This window comes from Symploca atlantica LB2515 (assembly GCF_052546295.1).
Map to the genome: position 1 here is coordinate 1,138,580 of NZ_JBQWMT010000001.1, position 21,065 is coordinate 1,159,644.

The 21,065-nt window shown below is 43.0% G+C and carries 19 protein-coding genes and 1 pseudogene; 13 read left to right on the forward strand and 7 right to left on the reverse strand.

Annotated features, from left to right (window positions below; translation table 11 throughout):
• Window positions 1–75: 75 nt before the first annotated feature.
• Both ACT7WV_RS04825 and ACT7WV_RS04830 read right to left on the reverse strand, forming a co-directional pair.
• Complete coding sequence (locus ACT7WV_RS04825; protein ID WP_445101811.1) at window positions 76–384, reverse strand: transposase family protein; 309 nt, start codon at window positions 382–384, stop codon at window positions 76–78.
• Between the two features lie 5 nt (window positions 385–389).
• Window positions 390–977, reverse strand: coding sequence for a helix-turn-helix domain-containing protein (locus tag ACT7WV_RS04830; RefSeq protein ID WP_445101812.1), 588 nt, complete (start codon window positions 975–977; stop codon window positions 390–392).
• A gap of 112 nt (window positions 978–1,089) precedes the next feature.
• On the opposite strand from ACT7WV_RS04830, the gene ACT7WV_RS04835 reads away from it, so the two are divergent.
• The 3 genes and pseudogenes from ACT7WV_RS04835 to ACT7WV_RS04845 all read left to right on the forward strand — a co-directional run bounded on the left by ACT7WV_RS04835 (window position 1,090) and on the right by ACT7WV_RS04845 (window position 3,284).
• The gene (locus ACT7WV_RS04835; protein ID WP_445101813.1) at window positions 1,090–1,431 is read left to right on the forward strand and encodes a WD40 repeat domain-containing protein; all 342 of its coding nucleotides are present in this window, start codon (window positions 1,090–1,092) and stop codon (window positions 1,429–1,431) included.
• Window positions 1,432–1,498: 67 nt separating this feature from the next.
• Window positions 1,499–2,761 (forward strand): annotated as a pseudogene (locus tag ACT7WV_RS04840) (IS701 family transposase).
• Window positions 2,748–3,284, forward strand: a complete 537-nt coding sequence (locus tag ACT7WV_RS04845; protein ID WP_445105575.1) for a WD40 repeat domain-containing protein — start codon at window positions 2,748–2,750, stop codon at window positions 3,282–3,284. Before ACT7WV_RS04840 ends, ACT7WV_RS04845 begins: the two are co-directional and overlap by 14 nt.
• 35 nt (window positions 3,285–3,319) lie before the next feature.
• On the opposite strand, the gene ACT7WV_RS04850 is transcribed toward ACT7WV_RS04845, so the two are convergent.
• Window positions 3,320–3,766 (reverse strand): hypothetical protein, encoded by a 447-nt coding sequence (locus tag ACT7WV_RS04850; protein WP_445101814.1) that lies wholly within the window; start codon window positions 3,764–3,766, stop codon window positions 3,320–3,322.
• Window positions 3,767–4,089: 323 nt separating this feature from the next.
• Here ACT7WV_RS04850 and ACT7WV_RS04855 point away from each other — a divergent pair, with 323 nt between their 5' ends.
• The 6 genes from ACT7WV_RS04855 (at window position 4,090) to ACT7WV_RS04880 (ending at window position 12,454) form a co-directional block, all read left to right on the forward strand.
• Window positions 4,090–4,365 carry a hypothetical protein gene (locus ACT7WV_RS04855; protein WP_445101815.1) on the forward strand — a complete coding sequence of 92 codons (276 nt, stop codon included), beginning with the start codon at window positions 4,090–4,092 and terminating at the stop codon, window positions 4,363–4,365.
• Between the two features lie 114 nt (window positions 4,366–4,479).
• Window positions 4,480–5,754, forward strand: coding sequence for an FGGY-family carbohydrate kinase (locus ACT7WV_RS04860; protein ID WP_445101816.1), 1,275 nt, complete (start codon window positions 4,480–4,482; stop codon window positions 5,752–5,754).
• Between the two features lie 249 nt (window positions 5,755–6,003).
• Window positions 6,004–7,530 (forward strand): TM0106 family RecB-like putative nuclease, encoded by a 1,527-nt coding sequence (locus ACT7WV_RS04865; RefSeq protein WP_445101817.1) that lies wholly within the window; start codon window positions 6,004–6,006, stop codon window positions 7,528–7,530.
• Window positions 7,531–8,733: 1,203 nt separating this feature from the next.
• A complete protein-coding gene (locus tag ACT7WV_RS04870) occupies window positions 8,734–10,674 on the forward strand; it encodes a sensor histidine kinase (protein WP_445101818.1) in 1,941 nt (646 codons plus the stop codon).
• A gap of 208 nt (window positions 10,675–10,882) precedes the next feature.
• On the forward strand, window positions 10,883–11,500 hold the full coding sequence (locus ACT7WV_RS04875; RefSeq protein ID WP_445105576.1) for an alpha/beta hydrolase: 618 nt from the start codon (window positions 10,883–10,885) through the stop codon (window positions 11,498–11,500).
• A 219-nt stretch (window positions 11,501–11,719) separates the two neighbouring features.
• On the forward strand, window positions 11,720–12,454 hold the full coding sequence (locus ACT7WV_RS04880; RefSeq protein ID WP_445105577.1) for a 2-phosphosulfolactate phosphatase family protein: 735 nt from the start codon (window positions 11,720–11,722) through the stop codon (window positions 12,452–12,454).
• Between the two features lie 43 nt (window positions 12,455–12,497).
• Here the strand turns inward: ACT7WV_RS04880 and pheS are convergent, their stop codons facing one another.
• Entirely contained in the window at window positions 12,498–13,502 is a 1,005-nt protein-coding gene (gene pheS, locus ACT7WV_RS04885) for a phenylalanine--tRNA ligase subunit alpha (RefSeq protein ID WP_445101819.1), read from the reverse strand.
• A gap of 343 nt (window positions 13,503–13,845) precedes the next feature.
• Here pheS and surE point away from each other — a divergent pair, with 343 nt between their 5' ends.
• Window positions 13,846–14,649: a 5'/3'-nucleotidase SurE gene (gene surE / locus ACT7WV_RS04890; RefSeq protein WP_445101820.1), complete on the forward strand. Its 804-nt coding sequence runs from the start codon at window positions 13,846–13,848 to the stop codon at window positions 14,647–14,649.
• A gap of 181 nt (window positions 14,650–14,830) precedes the next feature.
• On the opposite strand, the gene hflX is transcribed toward surE, so the two are convergent.
• Window positions 14,831–16,570 carry a GTPase HflX gene (hflX, locus tag ACT7WV_RS04895; RefSeq protein WP_445105578.1) on the reverse strand — a complete coding sequence of 580 codons (1,740 nt, stop codon included), beginning with the start codon at window positions 16,568–16,570 and terminating at the stop codon, window positions 14,831–14,833.
• Between the two features lie 236 nt (window positions 16,571–16,806).
• Window positions 16,807–17,775: a 7,8-didemethyl-8-hydroxy-5-deazariboflavin synthase subunit CofG gene (gene cofG / locus ACT7WV_RS04900; RefSeq protein WP_445101821.1), complete on the reverse strand. Its 969-nt coding sequence runs from the start codon at window positions 17,773–17,775 to the stop codon at window positions 16,807–16,809.
• A gap of 426 nt (window positions 17,776–18,201) precedes the next feature.
• On the opposite strand from cofG, the gene ACT7WV_RS04905 reads away from it, so the two are divergent.
• Window positions 18,202–18,672, forward strand: coding sequence for a Coq4 family protein (locus ACT7WV_RS04905; protein ID WP_445101822.1), 471 nt, complete (start codon window positions 18,202–18,204; stop codon window positions 18,670–18,672).
• 190 nt (window positions 18,673–18,862) lie between these two features.
• Here ACT7WV_RS04905 and ACT7WV_RS04910 read toward each other — a convergent pair whose 3' ends face one another.
• A complete protein-coding gene (locus tag ACT7WV_RS04910) occupies window positions 18,863–19,501 on the reverse strand; it encodes a helix-turn-helix transcriptional regulator (RefSeq protein ID WP_445101823.1) in 639 nt (212 codons plus the stop codon).
• Window positions 19,502–19,780: 279 nt separating this feature from the next.
• Between ACT7WV_RS04910 and ACT7WV_RS04915 the strand changes: the two genes are divergently transcribed.
• Together ACT7WV_RS04915 and ACT7WV_RS04920 are read left to right on the forward strand one after the other, a co-directional pair.
• On the forward strand, window positions 19,781–19,930 hold the full coding sequence (locus ACT7WV_RS04915; protein ID WP_445101824.1) for a hypothetical protein: 150 nt from the start codon (window positions 19,781–19,783) through the stop codon (window positions 19,928–19,930).
• Window positions 19,931–20,006: 76 nt separating this feature from the next.
• On the forward strand, window positions 20,007–21,053 hold the full coding sequence (locus tag ACT7WV_RS04920; RefSeq protein WP_445101825.1) for a hypothetical protein: 1,047 nt from the start codon (window positions 20,007–20,009) through the stop codon (window positions 21,051–21,053).
• Window positions 21,054–21,065: the final 12 nt, after the last annotated feature.

Sequence of the window (21,065 nt, forward strand, 5' to 3'; positions counted from 1 at the left end):
TAGGTAGTTGCTGTTAAATTCTGTTCTGTAAATAGCCACCCCATTAACTCATTTAACACCTTTACTACCTGAACTTTAACAGGATAGAATTAAAGCCTTAATTCGGAGTCTGACTAATCCGCAAATAACCAGGATTACTGGCTTGTAATTAAGACAATTCAAACGGAATCTCTCGCGGGCTACGTTAAATATTTTGATAAGACGAATAACGTGTTCTACAAAAATTCGCTGTTGAGAAAACTCTCTATTCTGTTGTTTTTGTTCATCAGTTAACTGTCCACCTTTAGGTTTTTTGCATGGAGTTGTCACCTGTGCCTCTCCTTGATAGGCTTTGTCTCCACCAAATTTTTGCTTAGGGGCAAATTGTCGAAAGCGTTCTCTCAACAAATTTATGTCGCTTTTAGGTATCCTGGTACTCCGGGGAGAATATCTACGATATCCTTTCCATCTGGCAAGACAATAAATTGATTTTTCATGGTATGAGTTTTCTTCTTCCCTGAGTAGAACTGTTTTGGCTCTAGGTAGCCTCCAGGTCTCTCTCTAACTTGTTCTGAAGTATCTACTATTAGCTGGAGTTCACTTAAAAGTTCCTGTAACCATTCATAATCTCCCTCGCACTTTTTTACTTGTTCTATCAATGTTGGTGGGAGAGCTTCACTGATGATTGGTAGCCAATAGTGGAAGATATCATTCGCCGTAGTTTCGCTGACTCCAAACTGGATACCTAGCAACTGAAATGTTGGGGAATGTCGTAAGTATATTAAAGTCAAGAGAATTTGCTCTTTTTGAGATAACTTAGGTTTTTTTCCGCCCCCTTTTTTATTGACTCGAAGCTTCTTTATCTCAATTTCCTCCTGCTTCTGTTTATGCAGCAACTCGGTTTTAGCTATCAGTTGTCGAAATTGCTCTTGGTCGATGCCAAGCAAGCGCTTAATCTCCTTGGGGTTATTTTCGATGGCTTCTAAAATTGCACCCATAACACTCCGTACGAGCGATTGACTTTTTGCATTTGTCGCTATTATCCCACGCTCTGTTTATATTCCGGAGATATCTATTGCTAGCGATGATACATCTGTTAAACAGGGAGTCTTGCTCACTGAGTACGTAATAAAACTCAAAACCCTTGATGACAAATTGCTGAAAACTTTAAGGGGACATACTGCGCCAGTCGTGAGTGTGGCTTTTAGTCCCGATAACCAGCTAATTGCCTCTGCTAGTTTGGACAAAACTGTCAAACTCTGGAATCGCGATGGTAAATTACTGAACACTTTAAAAGGGCAAAGCGATGTTGGCAACAATGTGAGTTTTAGTCCTAATAGTCAGCTAATTGCCTCTGCTGGTTCTGATAACACCGTGCAAATCTGGAGTGTTGACGGCAAATTGCTCAATTCTTTACGGGGACATACTGACAGTATTTCTAGCGGGACTTAAACGAAAATAAAGAGTTAATAAAAATATAATTTAGGCATGGCAGCCATTTGACATTAGAGTGTAAGACATGAAAGAGACAACCCCCGCCGCCATGCCTCCTTGCTTCGATAGATGGTGCAAACGCTTTGATGATGTCTGGAGACATCAAGCGCAAAAAGGGAGTTTAGGAACTATATTGGGGGATTATTAGGGGAAAGTGAAGGAAAAAACCTGTCTCAAATGGCGGATAACGCGGTGGGAGTGACTTACCACCGATTACATCATTTTTTAACGGAAGCCCCCTGGAATGCTCAACAGGTAAATGAGCGGCGTCTACTGGTGATGAATCAGTGTAGCCCAACCCGAATAAGTAGAGGATTCACGTTAATTGTAGATGACTCAGGACATAGGAAAAGTGGCAATTTCACGGCGGGAGTAGGACGACAGTACATTGGAGAAATCGGGAAGACAGACAACGGAATAGTAGTGGTAACAACTCATCTATATGATGGGAAAAAAAGCCTACCGTTAGATATAGAGTTATCTCAACACGCTAGTTCTTTAGCTGAAGGAAAAAAAGATATTGAATTCCAAAAAGCCGGAGTTAGGCTTAGCATTAATTGACCGCAGCATGAACAGAGGATATCGACCGGGTATCGTATTAATTGATGCTGGGTATGGAAATAACACAACGTTTTTGCTGGAACTGGAAAAAAGGAAACTCAAGTATATAGGAGGATTAGCCAAAAACCGTAAGGTGATAATTGAAATAGGGATAAGTCAACGAGAAGAGATTCGCCTAGATAAGTTAGCCGAATCCTTGTCACCAAAAGATTTTACCCCTGTTCAAATCAATCTAGATAAACTGAAAACCGTTTGGGTGGCTCCTGTAGAAGTTGAACTCTCACAGCTTGAAGGAAAGAGAACAATTGCTATCGTCATGAATGCCTCAACCTTCGACCAAGCTAGTGATGTTGACTATTTTATTACCAATGTTGAATCAACAAAAGCCACAGCCGATTGGATAGTAACTACCTACTCTCAAAGAAATTGGGTAGAAGTTTTCTATCGGGAAGCCAAAGGCTGGTTGGGTTTATCTGAATATCAAGTCAGAGATTATAGAAGCCTGATAAGACATTTCATGCTTGTGTTTTGTGCCTATACATTTATTTTATGGCACACTTTAACCGGAGGATTAAGACGGCGTTGGGCATCGAAACCTTTAAACACCTTTACTGAAGCATTAGAGGCGTTTCGGACAGCGATGTCTTTTCGTTTTATGGAGTGGTTGAACCACAATCGGGACGTATTCTTTGCTCACAAAGCTGCTTTGGGCTTTGTTTGGGCTTGAAATCTGTCTAAGTCCCACTAGCCTGAGTTTCAGTCCAGATGGCAAGATGATTGCTTCTGGCAGTTTTGACTCCACTGTCAAACTCTGGCGTCTCCGAGACGGTAAATTAATGGCAACTTTGAGAGGACATAGCGATAAAGTCAACAGCGTGAGTTTCAGTCATGACGGTAAAACTATTGCCTCTGCTAGTGATGACCAAACTATTAAGCTTTGGAGTATCGATGGTCAAGAACTCAGAACCCTCTCCGGTCATCAAGCTGCGGTCTTAGCAGTAAGCTTTGGTTATGATATTGACAAATTAGCTTCTGCTAGTGGGGATGATACAGTACTCCTGTGGAACTTAAAGCTAGAGGAACTCGATAATCCGGAACTAGATTATCTACTCAAGCGCGGCTGTGGTATTGTGGATGACTATCTCAACCACAACACTACTATCAGTCGGCAAGAACACCAACTTTGTCAGGGGATTTCCCTGGTTGGGCGCTATGGTAATCAATCAGTTGCTAAGTTTGAGGAAAAATAAGGCTGATTCTTTAAAGCTATTGCTGCTAATATTATTTACCGAAACGCGTACTCATTTTTCCCCGAATCAAGGCTAATTGTGGTGACTAATTGACTATTACCATTAATATTTTTGTAAATTCTCACCGAACCGCTATATATTCCTAAGGAAACCTGATCACACTTTTGAGGTTTAATGGTCGTCCATCCTGTCAACTGACTCCATTGACCACTTGACGTTTTTATCGAGTACCCAGTATTGATAGAAGAAGATGTTTGATTGCAGCGAGTTAGGGTAGTTGCTTGTGCTTGCTTGAGAAAGCTAACGGGTATCAACGAGGATTGCTGAGTTAGCAAAGATTTTGACATCAGGGGTGTTTGCCAGGTTGAGAGAGATTTCGGGAGGTTTTGAGCCAGATTACCTCCATTATTAGCGAAACCTTGACCTGCGGCGATTAAGATTACTGGCAACAGCTTAATCAAGTTCAAAATTGGCTTTTTCATCTCAGCTATCTACCCAGCCTTATCTAGATTTTAAGACGTAAGATGGTTATTTTTGTTCCTGATGACAAACTCTAATTGAATAAACTTGCTACTATAACATCTTGCGCTTTTCAACCAGAGGAAACTCAAAGCTGCTGGCTAAGAGAAAGCTTTGTTTAGCCTAATTGAACGAATTGCCGATAAATAGGAGAGGCTCTCGGAGCGATCGCCAATTATTCAATGATTGCCAGCAGTTATCACCGTAAAAGTGTCTTTTTATCCTGATTGTATTCTACCAAGGTAGAAAAAATTAGTCAGGTTTTAGCATTGAGGCAGTCATCAAAATGAAAAATGGTCAATGTCCTAAGTGTGGTTCTCGCCATGTCTACGCCAATACTAATAGAAAATCGATTCCTCTAAACACCATCACAGTAGGAGCTCAAAAAGCTAGTAATCGCTACGCTTTCCTTGATACCTATGTTTGTACAACTTGCGGTTATGTGGAAAACTACCTGTCTAAAACCCAAGATTTAAGCTATGTTCAAGAAAAATGGGCATTAGTCGAGATCACCTCCGATAACGAGGTTCTCAGGAGTGGACAACGCTATCTAGTAGAGTAACTAGGGAACGGGGAAGGATTAAGAACGTAGTTTGATAAATCGGCAAAGAGGTACTTTCTTGTCCCTCTTGTCTCCCTTACTCTGGTCTGATCCCAACCACTGTGACAATTAGCGATGAACTTCTACCTCGGCATTGATTTTGGCACTTCTGGCGCACGAGCACTGGTAATTGATGCTGAAGCTACTATCCACGCCGAAGCACAATATTCCTTTGGCACATTGGGTAATAGCCAAACGATTTTACTGCATGTTAGCTGGAAGAAAACTTTATTTGCCTTAATTGAGCAAATTCCCCAAGACATACGTCAGCAAATCCAAGCGATCGCTATTAATGGCACTTCTGCTACTGTACTCTTGTGTGATCAGAGTGGTCAGCCTGTAGATCAACCAATCCTCTACAACGATGGACGGGGGGTTGCCCAGATCGAAAAACTAAAAGCGATCGCTCCCCCAAACCACCTTGTGATCAGTGCTACCTCCAGCCTTGCCAAGTTTCTCTGGTGGTGTGAGCAAGAGGCAAAACATCACCTCTCTACTAAAAACTGTTACTTCCTTCACCAAGCCGACTGGTTAGCTTTTTTGTTGCACGGCAAGCTAGGCATTAGTGACTATCATAATGCTTTAAAACTGGGTTATGATCCTGAGCAACTACGCTATCCTACCTGGATGGAACAGCTACCAGACTGGCCGGTACTACCACAAGTCCTTGCTCCCGGTACACCAGTAGCTGAGATAACTTCTGAAATTGCCTGTGATTTGGGGTTGCGACAAGACTGCTTGGTTGTTACTGGCACCACTGATAGTATTGCCGCTTTTCTTGCCAGCGGCGCTCAACTACCAGGTGAGGCAGTGACTTCTCTCGGTTCAACGATCGTCCTCAAGCTTTTAAGTGACAAGCGTGTCAATGACTCTCGTTATGGAATTTATAGCCACCGACTAGGAGATTTATGGCTTACAGGGGGCGCATCTAATAGCGGTGGTGCCGTGCTGCGGCAGTTCTTTAGGGATACCGAATTAGAAAATATCAGTCGCCAAATAGATCCCCGCCAAGAAAGTTCCCTAGATTACTATCCCTTACTTAAACCAGGCGATCGCTTTCCCATTAATGATCCTTTTTTACCACCCAAACTGGAACCAAAACCAACCAGCTCGGTAGAATTCCTTCATGGCTTGCTAGAATCAATGGCGAGGATTGAAGCACGGGGATATCATCTGTTGCAACAACTAGGCGCAACCCAACTCAGTCGCGTCTATACTGCTGGTGGTGGGGCAAAAAATGCTACTTGGACAAAAATTCGAGGGCGTCATCTACAAGTGCCTGTACTGCCATCAAAGCACACAGCAGCCGCTTATGGTACGGCGTTATTAGCTTTACAGGTTGCAGATTAACCAGATCAGAGGCTTGATACCTCCTGTGGCGCTGGTTGGTACTCGGCAAAATAAACTCAACAGAAGACTCTGTTAAAGTTGGCACCTTAAGTCTATGGCTCTGATGTTAGAGTAATTGGGAATTCTGAAAAAATTCGCTCTGTTTTTAATGCTCAAGGAAGGCTAGTTTGTCCCCAGGAAGTTTTGAAGACATCACCAAGCACAAGGTAACAGAACTTGCCTTGACCAAAGAATAAATCTATACAATCAATGTCTTTTTTCGACCGGTTTGAAGGCATACTACTGACAGATGAATTACTGCTAGATTACAAACGCTGTAAGCGTCGGGGGTTTCTGAACATTCACGGAGACTCAACTAAGCAAGATCCAGGACAAGACTTTTTGCTGAAATTGCGACAAGATAGCCGCACCCATAAGCAAGGGGTTCTCGCCAATACTGTTTATCAACGCCCTAACTATCACTGGGGAGATTGGGAGGCTGGATCTCAAGCGACTTGGGAATTAATGCAGCAGGGAACAGAGTGTATTGTTGGTGGCGTACTATTGAGGCAGCTAAGTGAGAGGGTGACGCTGCTAAGCTGTCCTGATTTGTTGGAAAAACAGCCCGGACAATCGGTGTTTGGTGATTGGATGTATCTGCCTACTAGCATTAAGCTAGGTAAGCGTCCTAAACCAGAATATAAAATTCTTGCAGCCTTTCATGCCAAGTTACTAGCATCTGTCCAGGAAGCCTGGCCAAGTAAAGCTTGGTTAGTGTTGCGCCGTCCCCATCCTTACCCAGTGCATCTTGACAAATGGGTGCCACTTATGGAAGAAGCTTTATCGGGATGTATTCAGATGCTGTTGCAGCGCCACGAACCAGAGGTGTTTATCTCCCGTCAAAAATGTAGTTTATGTCGCTGGTACAGCAGTTGCTATGCGATCGCGCAATCGACAAAACACATCTCTCTGTTGCCAGGAGTGACGCCGACGCGCTATGAAGACTTACAAGGTTTAGGCATCATGACCGTAGAATCGCTTGCTCAATCTACCATTGGCAACCTAGAGCCAGTCTTTGAAATTAAAGTTGCTTCTGAGCTTTTGCAGCAGGCTCGTTCCACCGTACAGGGTCGGGCAATTCTCCGTCAAGCTAGCTATACTGCGACTATTTCTACGGAGTCCACTAACGGCAAGAAACCCGAAACTCTTAATGAAGACGAAGAAGTATTATTACCAACTGCATCTATTGAGTTTTACTTCGATATTGAGGCAGAACCGGAACTGAACGTTGACTATTTGCTTGGGGTACTGGTAATTGATAGACTCAACCACACTGAAGTATTTTACCCTTTTTTAGCAGAACATCCCAGGGATGAAGCCTTAATTTGGCAAAATTTTTTAACTTTGGCTGAGCTTTACCCCAATGCACCAATTTTCCATTTTGCTGATTATGAAGCCGAAACAGTCAGGCGTTTAGGTTCACTCTACAACACACCACCAGAGCAAGTAAAACAACTGCTCTCCCGCTTTGTGGATGTTCATGAGCTAGTCATGGATAATGTAAAGCTGCCGGTTGAAAGCTATTCTCTCAAACATCTGGCTAGATGGTTGGGTTTTGAGTGGCGTGATGCCAGTATGACTGGTTCCCAAACCGTCTGTTTGTACGATCAATGGCTAGAGACGGGTGATCGTTCTCTGCTTGATGCTGTTGAACGCTATAACGAGGATGACTGTCGTGCTACTTATAAACTTAAAGACTGGTTGGCAAAGTTTTTAGAAGAAGCTGTGCAGTCCTAAAAATTCTCTACAAAGTTATGCAAAGATTTTTGAACAAATCGAGAGCTGTTGTTTAGAATACACGCTTTTATTTTGTTCCAGTGTTAGCTTAAGAACAAGAGGGTTTTTTAAGTCATTTAGGCTCAAAGAAACCCTCTATAAAATTTTTTATGAGATTAGAGGTAATTATTATGCTTCCGAATTTTTTAATTCTTTTTGTTAGTGCAGCGGTTAGCATCCTGATATCTCTACGAGCTTCCTACGAAATTCCTAGATTATTGGGTGTGGGTTCTGCTATATTTTGTTCAATCTCTGGCTTTGCTGCTGCACCTTGGCCAATTCAAATAATCATTTGTCTTCTGATCTTTAGCCTAGAGAAGTTGTACGGATTTAGTAACGCTAGCTTAGAATTGTTGGTAATTCCGCCTTCCAACAAAAGGTAATTACGCCCTTTGATACCTTATCTAGTTTTATTCAGAGTTTAAAAAGTTTTTTATTAGGAGCTTAACCTTATCTTTGATAAGTATGGCATAATTCGCCAACTATCAGAGGAAGCGTAGAAGCTCCTAATTTTTTTGAGTGTAGACTAGAAATGCACCTCAAGTCATAGTTTCTTTCAGGTGGGTGTTGTTTTTTATTTTAAAAACTTATTGAGCAAAGTAAATAGAATAATCCTCGATGATTTATGAAAAAATTATCTAGAGATACAGACAGATAAAATATACATTTTTACAATTTATTCAGGCTATTTCTATTAGATTTAGATGCATTAATTGACCAGACAAACGTAAATTTTAAGCCAATATAGCGAGAATAAATAAGGTGTATCCAACTAGATAAAACATAATTTTAAGCTAGATTTTAGAAGTTAATTATTATTTATTCAGCAAATAATAATTAACTTCTATTACCAGAGCATGAGATACTAAATGTTATGACGTGTTAGTATCAGCATGGCAATTTAGCAACTAATCTCTTTTAACTACCCAACTTTACTGCATCTACATCTAATCAGGCTCTACTAATCTACTGAGCAATTCTTGCTCCCTAAGCTTTGAGCTGTAATCTAGTAGTGGAGTTGTCGCAGTGAAAGATTTTTTTCTGAAAATATTTATGGAACACTGTTTCTTATAGTTAAGACTAACAGCCGTACTTCTTCGTTCAAGATAATCAGTAATAAGGCAAATACGCAGCCAGCTCAACCAGAAACAGAGGGGTTTTCTCATGCCGCTTGAAGACTCTAACAATTCCCATAGGGATCAAAAAAATTGCCATGTAGCAGCTCAGACCAAGCAAGGTAAGAAAATGGTAATCTCAGACACAATTCACCGTGCATCTCAGAAAATTCGCTCAATGTGGATTGGTAAACTGATTAACCGACTAAGCATAGCAAAAAAATTTGGTTTTAGCTATGCTCTAGCAATTGGAATTCCTGTTGTTGGCACAACAGCGGGACTTGCTTTGGGAGGATACTACGAAAAACAAGCTCTGCAAACCCTGGTTCTGGCGGATGAACAACAACAACACGTAACTAACTTAGAAAAAGCTGTAATTGGCATGCGATCGCATCCACAACAAGTTCTACCAATACTAGGAAAATCAATTTGGTTTGACTTAGAAAGTTACAAATTTTCTGCCAATGTTGAGCAGGTTAGAGATCAACTATTAAATCTTGCCAATTTCTTAGAAACTAACCCTAATTACTCCGCAGTAGACACCACAAAATTTAAGAAGTTACTGAAGAGTTACGAAGTCACCACTAACTCTTACTCTGAGCAACTTGATTCTCTCTTGCAAGAAATTGATCCTACCAATTTAGAATTAGAGGAAATCCCCGCCGCACGGCAAAAGATATTAGCTTTTATGAGCGGTAGTACAACAAACCAAATAGATAGCGAATTTGAACTTCTCTCAGAAAATTTAAATCAGATTATAGCAGCAGCAGAAACTCAAAAAAAACAAGCAATCACGACCATTGAAAGAGTTCAAGCACTACGATTACAAATCATTTTAGTAACCATGCTGCTCAGTGTAGCGATTGCTAGCATACTCTCAATCTATACAAGTCACCAAATTGCCTCTCCCCTGAAAACAGTTACTAGTGTTGCTAGGCGAGTTACCCAGGAATCTAATTTTAATCTCCGAACACCCGTCACTACAGAAGATGAAGTTGGTTCTTTAGCCACCTCTCTAAATCAGTTAATTCAATGGGTAGGTGAATACACTCACCAACTAGAACTAGCTCGCCAGATGTTGAAACAGCGAGTAGAGGAAAGAACTCAGGAACTTACACAAGCACTCCAGGAACTAGGACAAACCCAATCCCAGTTAATTCAAAGTGAAAAAATGTCTAGTTTAGGGCAACTAGTTGCTGGTGTTGCTCATGAAATCAACAATCCTGTTAATTTCATCTTCGGCAATCTTCAATATGCCAGAGAATATACCGAAGACTTGCTGGAATTAGTTCAACTTTATCAGCAACACTATCCCAACTCACAACCAGAAATTCAAGAAAGAATTGAAGCAATTGAGCTAGAGTTCTTGTCCGAAGATTTATCAAAATTGATGTCATCAATGAAACTCGGAGTTGACCGCATCCGTCAAATTGTAGTCTCTTTACGTAACTTTTCCCGCTTGGATGAAGCTGAGATGAAGGCTGTGGATATTCACGAAGGTATTGAGAGTACACTGCTAATTCTTAACAATCGACTCAAGAACTCTGTTGAAGTAATTAAACAGTATGGCAATCTACCCTTAATTGAGTGCTATGCAGCACAACTAAATCAGCTATTTATGAATATTATTGCTAATGCAATTGATGCCCTAGAGGAATCAGAAACTAGAGACTATGTACCAACTAATAATGGTAAAAGACAAGATAATTACCACAAGAAAAAACACCAGATTTTAATCCAAACAGAAAACATCGCTAATAAGCAAATCAGAATAAAAATTTGTGATAATGGGCCTGGCGTACCACCAGAAATTAAAAACAAACTATTCGATCCATTTTTTACTACTAAAAAAGTAGGTAAAGGCACAGGGTTGGGACTATCAATTTCTCACCAAATCGTAGAAAAACACCACGGTAAAATTGAGTTGAATTCGGAGATTGGTAAAGGGACAGAGTTTGTGATTTGTTTGCCAGTCTCATCAACAAGGTGAGTCTTGAGTGTTAATCAATCGACTAATGAACTAAAATCCCTTAAAGAAGTGAACCTTAATTAGTCAAAGCAAGGGTCAATTGAGTCGGCGTAAATTTATTCTCAAAAGCTGTAGCATGCTCTCAATGGCGCTGCTATTGCCAGCTTGCCAAAGAGACTATAGTTCTGCTATCAAAAATTCGATCAATTCTGGTTCAGGAGAGCAATCATTGTCTTTACAATTTATCTCAGTTCCTCCGGCAACCTCTCAATCACCAACTAAGTTGATTGTCTGCTTGCATGGCTTTGGCGCAAATGCTCAAGATTTGGCATCTTTTGCCCCATTGCTGAATCTGCCGGAATATCAATTCCTCTTTCCCGATGCTCCTTTTGCCTATCCCAATCAGCCCGGAGGTAGGATGTGGTATGACTTGAACAGCAAGGAATATCAGGGGTTAATATCCAGTCGGCAGCAGCTTAGGAGTTGGCTGAAATCTCTAGAGAGTACTACTGGTGTGCCTCTGTCGCGCACTATTCTCAGTGGATTTTCCCAAGGTGGAGCGATGACGCTGGATGTGGGGTTAACTTTGCCTCTGGCTGGCTTAATATCTCTAAGTGGCTATTTGCATTCAAAACCTGAACCAGTGGCAAGAGAATCTTTACCACCTGTATTACTTGTGCATGGCAAGCAAGACCAGGTTGTACCTCTTGCTGCAGCTCGGCAGGCTAAGGAGACTTTAACAGCTCTGGGAGTAAAACTGAAGTATCAAGAATTTGACATGGGACATGAGATTCGACCCTCTGTATTAACTCTGATGCGTTCTTTTGTCTTGGATATCATCAATTAACTGATCAGATTTGATAGCTATTGTCAGTTCGTAGGCAGCAAAATTAGCACTGAGAGGGATTAGCAAAGTTTTGTTGCCAAAACCTGATAGAATTCAAAATCGGCAGTCAAAAAAGCAGGTCAAGATGCAATATTCAACAACCTACGACCTAAGCCAAGAGCCAAAATGGCTGCTCAACCCACCCCGAAAAGGTGGGCTTCCAAACTTCGTGGAGGTTTTGTGAAGCTATTTGTTTACCACACGCCTGAACTAACTCCTACAGACAAGGTGCCAGATTGTGCGATCGCAATTGATGTCCTACGAGCAACAACCACTATTGCTACAGCATTAAATGCCGGTGCTGAGGCGGTTCAAGCCTTCAGTGATCTGGAAAAATTAATGCGAGTAAGTGAAGAGTGGCCAGTAGAAAAACGTCTGAGGGCAGGTGAAAGAGGCGGTGCCAAAGTATCTGGCTGTGATTTGGGAAACTCTCCTTTAGATTGCACACCAGAAAGAGTAAAGGGACGACGACTATTTATCAGTACCACCAATGGCACCCGTGCCTTACAGTGTGTACAGGCTTCTCCTGTGGTGTTAGCAGCCGCCTTGGTTAACCGTGCTGCCGCAGTGCAGTATCTTCTTGCCAATTCCCCAGAGACGGTTTGGCTGGTAGGTTCAGGTTGGCAAGGAGCTTACTCTCTCGAAGATACCGTCTGTGCTGGTGCGATCGCTCATAGTCTTCTTCAACAAACCACTAATTCAGTAGATGAACTAGCGGGCAATGATGAAGTGATCGCTGCAATCGCTCTATATTCCCAGTGGCAGGATAATTTATTGGAGATGTTCCGCCAAGCCAGTCATGGTCAACGCCTGTTGCTCATGGATGGACATGATGATTTAAATTACTGCGCTCAAACCGATGTTCTAGAGGTTCTGCCAATTCAAAAAGAACCAGGAGTTTTGGTGAGAAATTAATCCTGCTGTAGAGACGCTATAAGTAACGTCTCTACAAATTTAGCTAGAATTGCCGTAAAAAGCGCAAGTCAGAGCTGTACAATCGGCGGATATCATCAATTTCGTACATTTTCATCGCAAAGCGCTCAACCCCCAAGCCAGCGGCGAAGCCTGTGTAAACTTCAGGATCATAGCCGACTGACTTGATTACATTGGGGTCAACCATACCGCAGCCTAAAACTTCTAGCCATTCACCTTTCCACTGCACGTCTACTTCTGCCGAAGGTTCGGTGAAAGGAAAATAACTGGCACGGAAGCGAATCGGCAGTTCCTCGCCAAACATTGCCTGAACAAACTCTTTAAGAGTGCCTTTGAGGTCAGTAAATGTCAGTCCCTCATCTACTGCCAACAGTTCTATCTGATGAAATACTGCCGCGTGGGTAGCATCAACCGTATCCCGTCGATAGCATCGACCTGGTGCCACAATCCGAATCGGGGGGTCATTCTCTTCCATGTAATGAATCTGCACGGTAGAGGTGTGGGTGCGTAGCAAATTCCCATCGGGCAGATACATCGTATCCTGCATATCACGCGCTGGGTGATCAGGCAGGAAATTGAGGGCTTCAAAGTTGTAGTAATCTGTCTCCATCTCCGTGCCAGTAGCAACGGTATAGCCGAGGCCGACGAAGATATCTAAAGCTCGGTCAATGATACTGTTAACTGGGTGAATTCGACCCTGGGGATGATAAACTCCCGGCATCGTCACATCAAGGGTTTCTGCTGCTAATTGCGCCTCGATTTGCGCCTTTTGCAGGTCTTGGCGTTTTTGCTCTAGTTTCTCTTGGAGGGCTTCTTTTACTTCATTAGCTAAAGCACCAATGCGGGGTCGGTCTTCTGGGGAAAGCTTACCCATGCCCCGCAAGACCTGAGACAGTTGCCCTTTTTTACCCAGGTAACTGACACGTAACTGTTCTAATTGTTCTAGGGTATCAGCGGGTGCGATCGCTTTGGTCGCTTCTTCTTTGAGTGCGACTAATTGGGTCTCAAGCTCGTTGAGCGAAGTGGTCATGCTAGGTAATGAGTTTTGAGTTTCGAGTTTTGTGAGGATACCTGCTGAGTTAACCTGCCTAGGTTAGTTAGGTCAGCGCAACACATAAAAAACGACAAACGGCTTCGACTTGCTTAATTACTCCTGTCAAGAGCAGCACTAGTGTTTAATTGTTAATTTACCGAAGCCGATTATCTTTACCAGTTTACCCAGCAGCGAAGTAATTCTCTCAAAGGTTTTATTTTTCCTCGACAAGTCTGCCTTCTGCCTTGGGAATGAATTTTTACAACCGCTTTCCGAAAAAGCTCCTAACTGTCAGGCTAAAATCGAACAACGACTTTTATCTAGGCTGCCAAACTGTTTCATGAAATTGCTCATTAGCAACGATGACGGTGTTTTCGCCCTGGGTATTCGCACTCTTGCCAACACTCTTGCCGAAGCTGGTCATGATATTACTGTAGTTTGTCCCGACCGAGAGCGTTCTGCTACCGGTCACGGTTTAACACTCCATGACCCAATCCGCGCCGAAGTCGTCCATAAGATGTTTGATCCCGCAGTCCATGCCTGGTCTTGTTCTGGAACACCCTCAGACTGTGTAAAGCTAGCTTTAGGTGCATTGATTGACCAACCACCGGATTTGGTTGTTTCTGGCATCAATCATGGTTCCAACCTGGGCACTGACGTCCTTTATTCTGGCACAGTCTCAGCGGCGATGGAAGGTGCGATTGAAGGCATTCCCAGCATTGCTTTTAGTCTCGCGAGCTATGTCTCCCAAGAGTTTACAGTAGCGGCAATGTTCGCTCAGAGACTGATATCTCAGTTAGAGAAGCAATCCCTCCCAGAGGGGATGTTGCTTAATGTCAACGTGCCACCAGTAAAACTCTCAGAAATTGCTGGCGTCAAAATCACCCGCCAAGGAATTCGTCGTTATTTCGATATTTTTGATCAGCGAGTTGACCCCAGAGGCAAAACTTATTACTGGTTAGCTGGTGAAGTGCTTGAGGATGTTGAACAACCAGAACATCTTCACCTTCCTCAGGATGTGATGACAGATGTTCAAGCAATTCGCGATAGGTATATTACTGTGACACCTTTGCAGTACAACCTCACTGATCTGGCTGGGGTAAATTGTTTGCAAAAGTTAGGGCTTGACTGGATTAGGGACTAGAAACTGGGTAATAGCAGGACAAGGGAGATAGGGAGACAAGGGGGAGAACTTTTGTCCAGTTCAGCTAAAAGATAGCGTTGTATAGTTAATGGGAGGATTTGGGGTTGTTCGCGATTCTTTCCTCCCTTTCCCCCCTTGTCTGTTTTGTCAGAAGCCCCCTCAATAACTCCTGCTGTATGCTCTAAAGAGCGATCGCATAATGTACTAACTGAGCTAGTTTTTGACGCATAGTTTCCAGACCCAAGCGCTCACTGGCTGAAATGAATACTCCTTGAGGAAATTCTTCTTGAGCTAGTGCCAGGGTATCACTGTCTACTTGGTCAATTTTGTTAAATGCCACAAGTATGGGTCCTGGTGTAACGGGCATTTCTCCCAAAATAGCCATTACAGAGCGAATATGACTTTGCCATGCCGGATGAGATAAGTCCACCACATGCAGCAGCGCATCGGCTTCTGTAACTTCTTCTAGGGTGGCACGGAACGAGTCTACTAGGGGTGGTGGCAGTTCATGGATAAAGCCAACAGTATCAGTCAGCAGAATGGGGCAGGTTTCTCCTGTTACCGCGTCAGTAATTAACAGGCGGCGGGTGGTAGGGTCGAGAGTAGCAAATAGCTGGTCAGCGGTATAAACCTCAGCATTAGTCAGCGTATTCAGTAGGGTAGATTTGCCCGCATTGGTATAGCCAACTACTCCCACTGTCGGAATTTCCTGCTTTTGACGCTGCTGCCGCATCCGTGACCGATGGGCTTGTAACTGGTTAACTTCTTGTTGAAGTCTAGCAAGGCGGCGCTGGATAGCACGGCGTTCGGTTTCTAGTTTAGTTTCACCAGGTCCACGAGTGCCAATACCACCGCCCAAGCGCGACATTGCCTGACCGCGACCTTTAAGTCGGGGTAGCATGTATTCTAACTGGGCGAGTTCTACCTGCAATTTACCAGCACTGGATTGAGCTCGTTGAGCGAAAATATCAAGAATCACTTGAGTGCGGTCTACAACGCTGACACCCAGTCGAGATTCCAGGTTACGGGCTTGGGCTGGTGAGAGATCCCGGTCAAACACTACCAGGTTGGCCCCTATGGTTTGTACCGTCAGGGCAATTTCATCGACTTTACCAGCACCCACAACTGTCTGAGGATGAGGACGCGATCGCTTTTGCCTTACTGTCTGTAATACCTCTCCCCCAGCGGTGTCCACCAACCGCCCGATTTCTGCCAAGCCGTCTTCAAAGCGCGCTGATGTCGTGCCATCGGTCATTAAGCCCACAATCAGCACCCTGTCTTGCTCAATGTCTCGGGCGTCTAGATGTTGGACAATAAATTGTCGGCGGAACTCGGCTTCTAATCCTTCTACTAGATCAAGAAAATCTTGTTTGGAGAGGATGTCGAGGCTCAAAGGTGGCGACATTGTCCAGCTAAGTCCGAATTTGGCGGTATTGGTTTCTTCGGTAACTGGTGTCTCCTCTTCTGTAGGAGGAAGCAAGTGCGCTAAGTAGGTTTCTTTGATGTAACCTGTAGCGCCACCACCCCTGCGTTCAAATCCTGAACCTGTAGTATTGAGAATTACTAAGGCGTCAAGTCTTTGAATCGCCATCGCAGTAAGACAAGATTCTTTTGGTGTTTCTGATTTAAGCTGCGTAGCAATGCAGCGTATTCCACACAATCGTTCTGCGCCGTAGCGGGGCAATTCCATGGGCGGAATTTTCGTCTGAGAAGGGGAGCCAACACCGACGCGAATCACTTGTCCCCGACGGTTAATGTAAGCGCACAGCGGCTGCTTAACATCTGTACTAATTGCTGCCAGTCGTTGAGCAAATTCTGGCGTTGTGATGTGATCGCCTGGTAAGCGCTGGTGATACAGTCGTTTGAGCTGCTTCAGTTGGCTCGGTTTCAATCCTTTGAGATTTCCGTAGATGGTTTCGATAGGCGTATATGACCAGTGAACTGGTTTGTAACTCTACATCTGTATATTGTACTTATTCGTTTCCTGAAGCGGTGCCGGGAGGTGAGCATCTTCAAAAATTGTTTCAGATATAGGGCCGCATTTTGGTAGCAACCTCACCGCCTTTACTCTCAAGATAAGCCTCTATTCTTTTCAAAGGTAAAATAAACACTATTGCTATTAGCCAAATGCTAGTGTAGAGGCTCAATTTTCGATTTTCAATTAACCATTAAGGTACCTAGCGACTGAACCGCCATCTGCAATCTTGGCGCTAACCAACTTTCATATTGAGGATAAACTGGCAAACGCGCTACCAACTGCCACCCCGCAGGTTCCAAAATCTCCCTTAACTGCTCAACATGAGAATGGGGATAATCAGGATTCACCTCATCTTTGGGTCCAATTCCCCCTAAATCCCTAGCACCCGCGTCTAAACAAGCAAGTAACCACTCAGAGTCTGTAACTAAATTAGGCGGAATTTGTATATTAATCGCCATAGGCAGTATCTGACGTGCTTGACTAATTACTTGGGGTAACTGATGGGGGTCAAAAGCGGGAGCATCCCAAGTTTGCTGAGTACCGGGACTGTGGGGTTGTAGAATAACTTCCTGGATATGACCATAATCAGAGTGCAACTGTGCGATCGCTGCTAATGTCTCCCACCAGTCTTGCTGGGTCTCGCCAATGCCCAAAAGTAACCCAGTTGTGAAGGGAATCTGCAATTGACCTGCCCATGCTAACTGTTGCCAGCGCAATTGTGGTATTTTACTGGGAGCATACTGATGAACTGTCTTAAGCAGCTCCGGCGTCAGTTGTTCTAGCATTAACCCCATTGAAACATTTACCTGCTTAAGAGTCTGCATCTCAAGAAAACTCAGGGGACCAACATTTGTATGGGGTAGGAAACCCAAAGACAGTGCTAGTTCACAAAGCTCATAAATCCGCTGGAACCAAGACTGACGGCGGGACGAGTTGGGGTGTACTTCGCCACTGAGGATCAGAATTTCACAGATACCTTGACATTGAAGCTGTCTGAGTTTAATTTCTGCCTTTGTCAAGGTCAACCAGGGGCTTTTACCAGGTTCAGCACGAAAATTGCAGTAGGTACAGCGATTAAAGCACTCGTAGGTAGGTACGAGGGTGTAAGCAGGACTATAGGTAACTGTGCGGGAATCAGGAGCTGTCATCGAAAGTCAAAGCATCACGGACTCATACTAGCAGTGTGACGCATCCGACAAAATCTTGCTTTCTCGACAATACTGTACAGCCCAAAGTACCCGTACGGGTACTTTAAAACCTTAACCCATTCTTTCAAAATTATGGAGTGGTTCCTAGGTTTCTACTTCAAGACGAGACTTCTTGCATAAATTGCTAGAAACAGGATGATAGGTAATAAAGATGCCTACGTAAAAACCTTGGCGCAATTTCAATGTTGTTCTTGCACAAATCTAGGAACAGAATCTGATGAAGATATCTGATTTTTACCAAAAGCTAGACAATTAATCCGGAAAATCATGGTTTCTGTGAGAATTTATAATTTGTCCTGATCAACTTTAGAGGCATGAGATCTACCTCTCAAAGTACCTGAAAGTATTTACCAATAGATCTAAATTATGGAAGATAAACGTCTAAAATTCTTCTTAATGCTGGCTCGGACAATTAATCCTCAGATTAATCATCACGACCAGTTCAGAATTGACACAGAACAGTTGCGTCATTTGCCAGATGGTACGCTAGGTCGAGAAGTTGCTCGTTTCTTAGATGAAAACGGTTTTGATCCAATCAATTCAGGAGATTTTGTTCAGCGTTCTCATGATGTTTGGCATGTACTCACAGGACTTTCTAACTCAGAAGCAGATGAGTTGAAAATCCAAGCTTTTGCAAGAGCTCAAGTGTTTCGTCCTACGAGTACGATACTAATCTTAGCCGGTTTACTAACTAAAAAGTGCCATTTCAACGAGATTAAACAGGCTTTCAAAAAAGGCAGATTTGCCAGAAAATTAATTAACTGGAATATTGAATCTGATTGGGAAACTCCTTTAGCTGAGGTTAGAGAAAAACTGGGTATTACAATACTTGATTAGTCGATAGATAAGAGAATTATCACCAACAAAGAAGCTGGTGATAATTCTCTTATTTATTGGATTCTCAATTAACCCGAAATAATTTGTTAACAAAGGCATGACGAAACCATTTCTCCCTATTACCTTTGTTCCTATTATTTATCCTCAAAATTAACAAATCAAGTCGGATTGTCATAGCAGGAGCAACCAACTACTTTTCTTGGCTCCACTGGAACTCCTTTTGCTTGGCGTAAATATTTTTCAGATGCTTCTTAACCGTGTTGGCTGTGATGTAAAGCTGATGGGCAATCTCTTTGTAGGAGTAATTTTTCCGCTTGAGCAACCAAACATCTGCCTCACGTTCCGTTAAGCCGTATTTATCAACTTCAGCAAGGGCTGTATTTAAACTAGACTGACTTTTGTCTTCCATCGTCACTAACAAGTAAGGTTGAGCGCTTTCTTCTAAGACCAGCCACCGCACTCGAAGGCGATAAGAATTTAAATTATCTGTGTTAATTTCATCTTCGATAATCATTTTTTGCTCAGGAAACCAATTGCGACTATCGATCAAAGATTGGCAAACCCGCCAAATTGGCTGAGGTACAGAATTGAATTGGCACGTGTCCTGAGAAATTTGCTGGCAAATTTGACGCCCGCTATAGTTAGCGTGCACCCACTCTCCTCGACTAGTTAAAATCAAGACACCGTCAATGAAGCCTTCGATAATTGCCTGTAGCAAAGAAGATGACTTTACCTGTTGAGAGCTAAATTCTTCGTGTGATCTTTCTAAATAATTGATTTTTTCGACAGTTTCGATTGGACTGTTCAGATTGGTTGTTAGGGATGACATAGTCGACCTCCTTCAAGTCTGCTAACTGAAAAGTCAAGTAGTAACAGGTCTTATCAGTTAAGTGATACAGTCATTCTGAAGGTCAACATCATGTAACCACAATGAGCCTACTGCAGACCCCCTCAACTATCTGATACTCTGTGAAGTAGGCTGAAGTAGCGCGAAGTGACCTGAAGCAGGGTGAAGTTTTTCTACAGTTTTTAAGTTTTGCTAATAAATTGCGAAATAATCTTATCTAAGGGTGTTGTCTTCAGTAGCTTAGGCGTTAGCCGATAATTAGTGTCTGTAGTCCTTGCTGAGGAACAAGTTAACCATGTTGCTCAGGTAATTCTGTATTGTGTTGCCTTGTTGCTTAGCGCTATCGCTAACCTGTTGGCTACGCACCGAGGTATGACACTAGATCGTCTATGGTGGGGAATCGCTAGATGATGAATTTAGTCGCGCCTAACTAACCAGTTCCCTAGAGCTAAAAACTTTTGTACAGTCTTCCAATGACCTGTGGGTTATGAATCCCGAATTGATTGAGCAGTGGTTCCCTACTGAACAGCAACGCAACTATATCTCAAAGCTAACCACGCGACGATGGCCTGGTTTAACTCGCCATCGCGCTGAATGTTTCGTGCGATTGTGGACTTATTTGCTACTCAAGCAACAGGAAGAGTTAGGTGCCCTATTAAAACAGCCATTAATGGAATTAGATATACCCAAAGGATTTATCCCTTGTACCCATCGAGAGGCAGCGGAATTGTTCTATGCTGAAAAAGAACGGGGTAGTGAGCGATCAGCTGGTATGATGATTGACCGGCTTAGTGAACTCGGCTTAATTGAGAAAAATTTTGATGGCAATAGTGTTTGCATTCAGATCCGCTATCAGCCAAAAACTGAACTATCTCCCAAAGAAGTAAAGTTGGTAGAGCTAGTAGTAGACGCATTTAATCCCAGAACCGATGCAGTTCCTGCGGCTAATCTAATTGCTAACAACTTAAACGGTGTCAGCAGCAACGCCCCGGTTGTGCCTTACAAAATTAATAAAGCACTGCGCACTTGGGCAAAACAATATCCACAGGGAATGCGAGTGCTACGTCGTTCTGACAACCTCAACCCTGTCGGTTTTTACATTCTCTATCCTGCCTCAACAGAGTCTGAAGCTAACTTTTTTATCCCCCCTAACAAAAGCCTCTATTTTGGTACTGCCGAGGAAATGGATCCTTTCACCATGGCTATTCCCGGCGAGTCTGATTGTTCTTCTGTTTTCATCAGGGCTTGGGAAATAGATGCTCATTACCAAAATAAGCAAAATGTTTCTCTATTCTTAGAAGACATGCAACAGACATTAGTACAAATGCAGAGGGAATTTCCTGATCTGTGCGATATGTATTGCATTGCCCTAAATCCTCGTGAAGAAGCCCTACGAATCTCTCTAGGAGGGCAAATGACCGTAGCTGATCCCAAGTTGCAGATTCATTGGGTTTACAAAGCAATAGATCAATTTGTGTCTTTAGATATCAAAGAAACCCTCTCAAAGCTTGAGTTCACTTCCAGTTCTCATTGAGTAAATGTGTAA

Bases quoted from the DNA above. Each gene is read 5' to 3' on its own strand.
- ACT7WV_RS04830 (WP_445101812.1), bottom strand. From the start codon at position 977: ATGGGTGCAATTTTAGAAGCCATCGAAAATAACCCCAAGGAGATTAAG.
- ACT7WV_RS04850 (WP_445101814.1), bottom strand. From the start codon at position 3,766: ATGAAAAAGCCAATTTTGAACTTGATTAAGCTGTTGCCAGTAATCTTA.
- ACT7WV_RS04855 (WP_445101815.1), top strand. From the start codon at position 4,090: ATGAAAAATGGTCAATGTCCTAAGTGTGGTTCTCGCCATGTCTACGCC.
- ACT7WV_RS04860 (WP_445101816.1), top strand. From the start codon at position 4,480: ATGAACTTCTACCTCGGCATTGATTTTGGCACTTCTGGCGCACGAGCA.
- ACT7WV_RS04865 (WP_445101817.1), top strand. From the start codon at position 6,004: ATGTCTTTTTTCGACCGGTTTGAAGGCATACTACTGACAGATGAATTA.
- ACT7WV_RS04870 (WP_445101818.1), top strand. From the start codon at position 8,734: ATGCCGCTTGAAGACTCTAACAATTCCCATAGGGATCAAAAAAATTGC.
- pheS (WP_445101819.1), bottom strand. From the start codon at position 13,502: ATGACCACTTCGCTCAACGAGCTTGAGACCCAATTAGTCGCACTCAAA.
- surE (WP_445101820.1), top strand. From the start codon at position 13,846: ATGAAATTGCTCATTAGCAACGATGACGGTGTTTTCGCCCTGGGTATT.
- cofG (WP_445101821.1), bottom strand. From the start codon at position 17,775: ATGACAGCTCCTGATTCCCGCACAGTTACCTATAGTCCTGCTTACACC.
- ACT7WV_RS04905 (WP_445101822.1), top strand. From the start codon at position 18,202: ATGGAAGATAAACGTCTAAAATTCTTCTTAATGCTGGCTCGGACAATT.
- ACT7WV_RS04910 (WP_445101823.1), bottom strand. From the start codon at position 19,501: ATGTCATCCCTAACAACCAATCTGAACAGTCCAATCGAAACTGTCGAA.
- ACT7WV_RS04920 (WP_445101825.1), top strand. From the start codon at position 20,007: ATGAATCCCGAATTGATTGAGCAGTGGTTCCCTACTGAACAGCAACGC.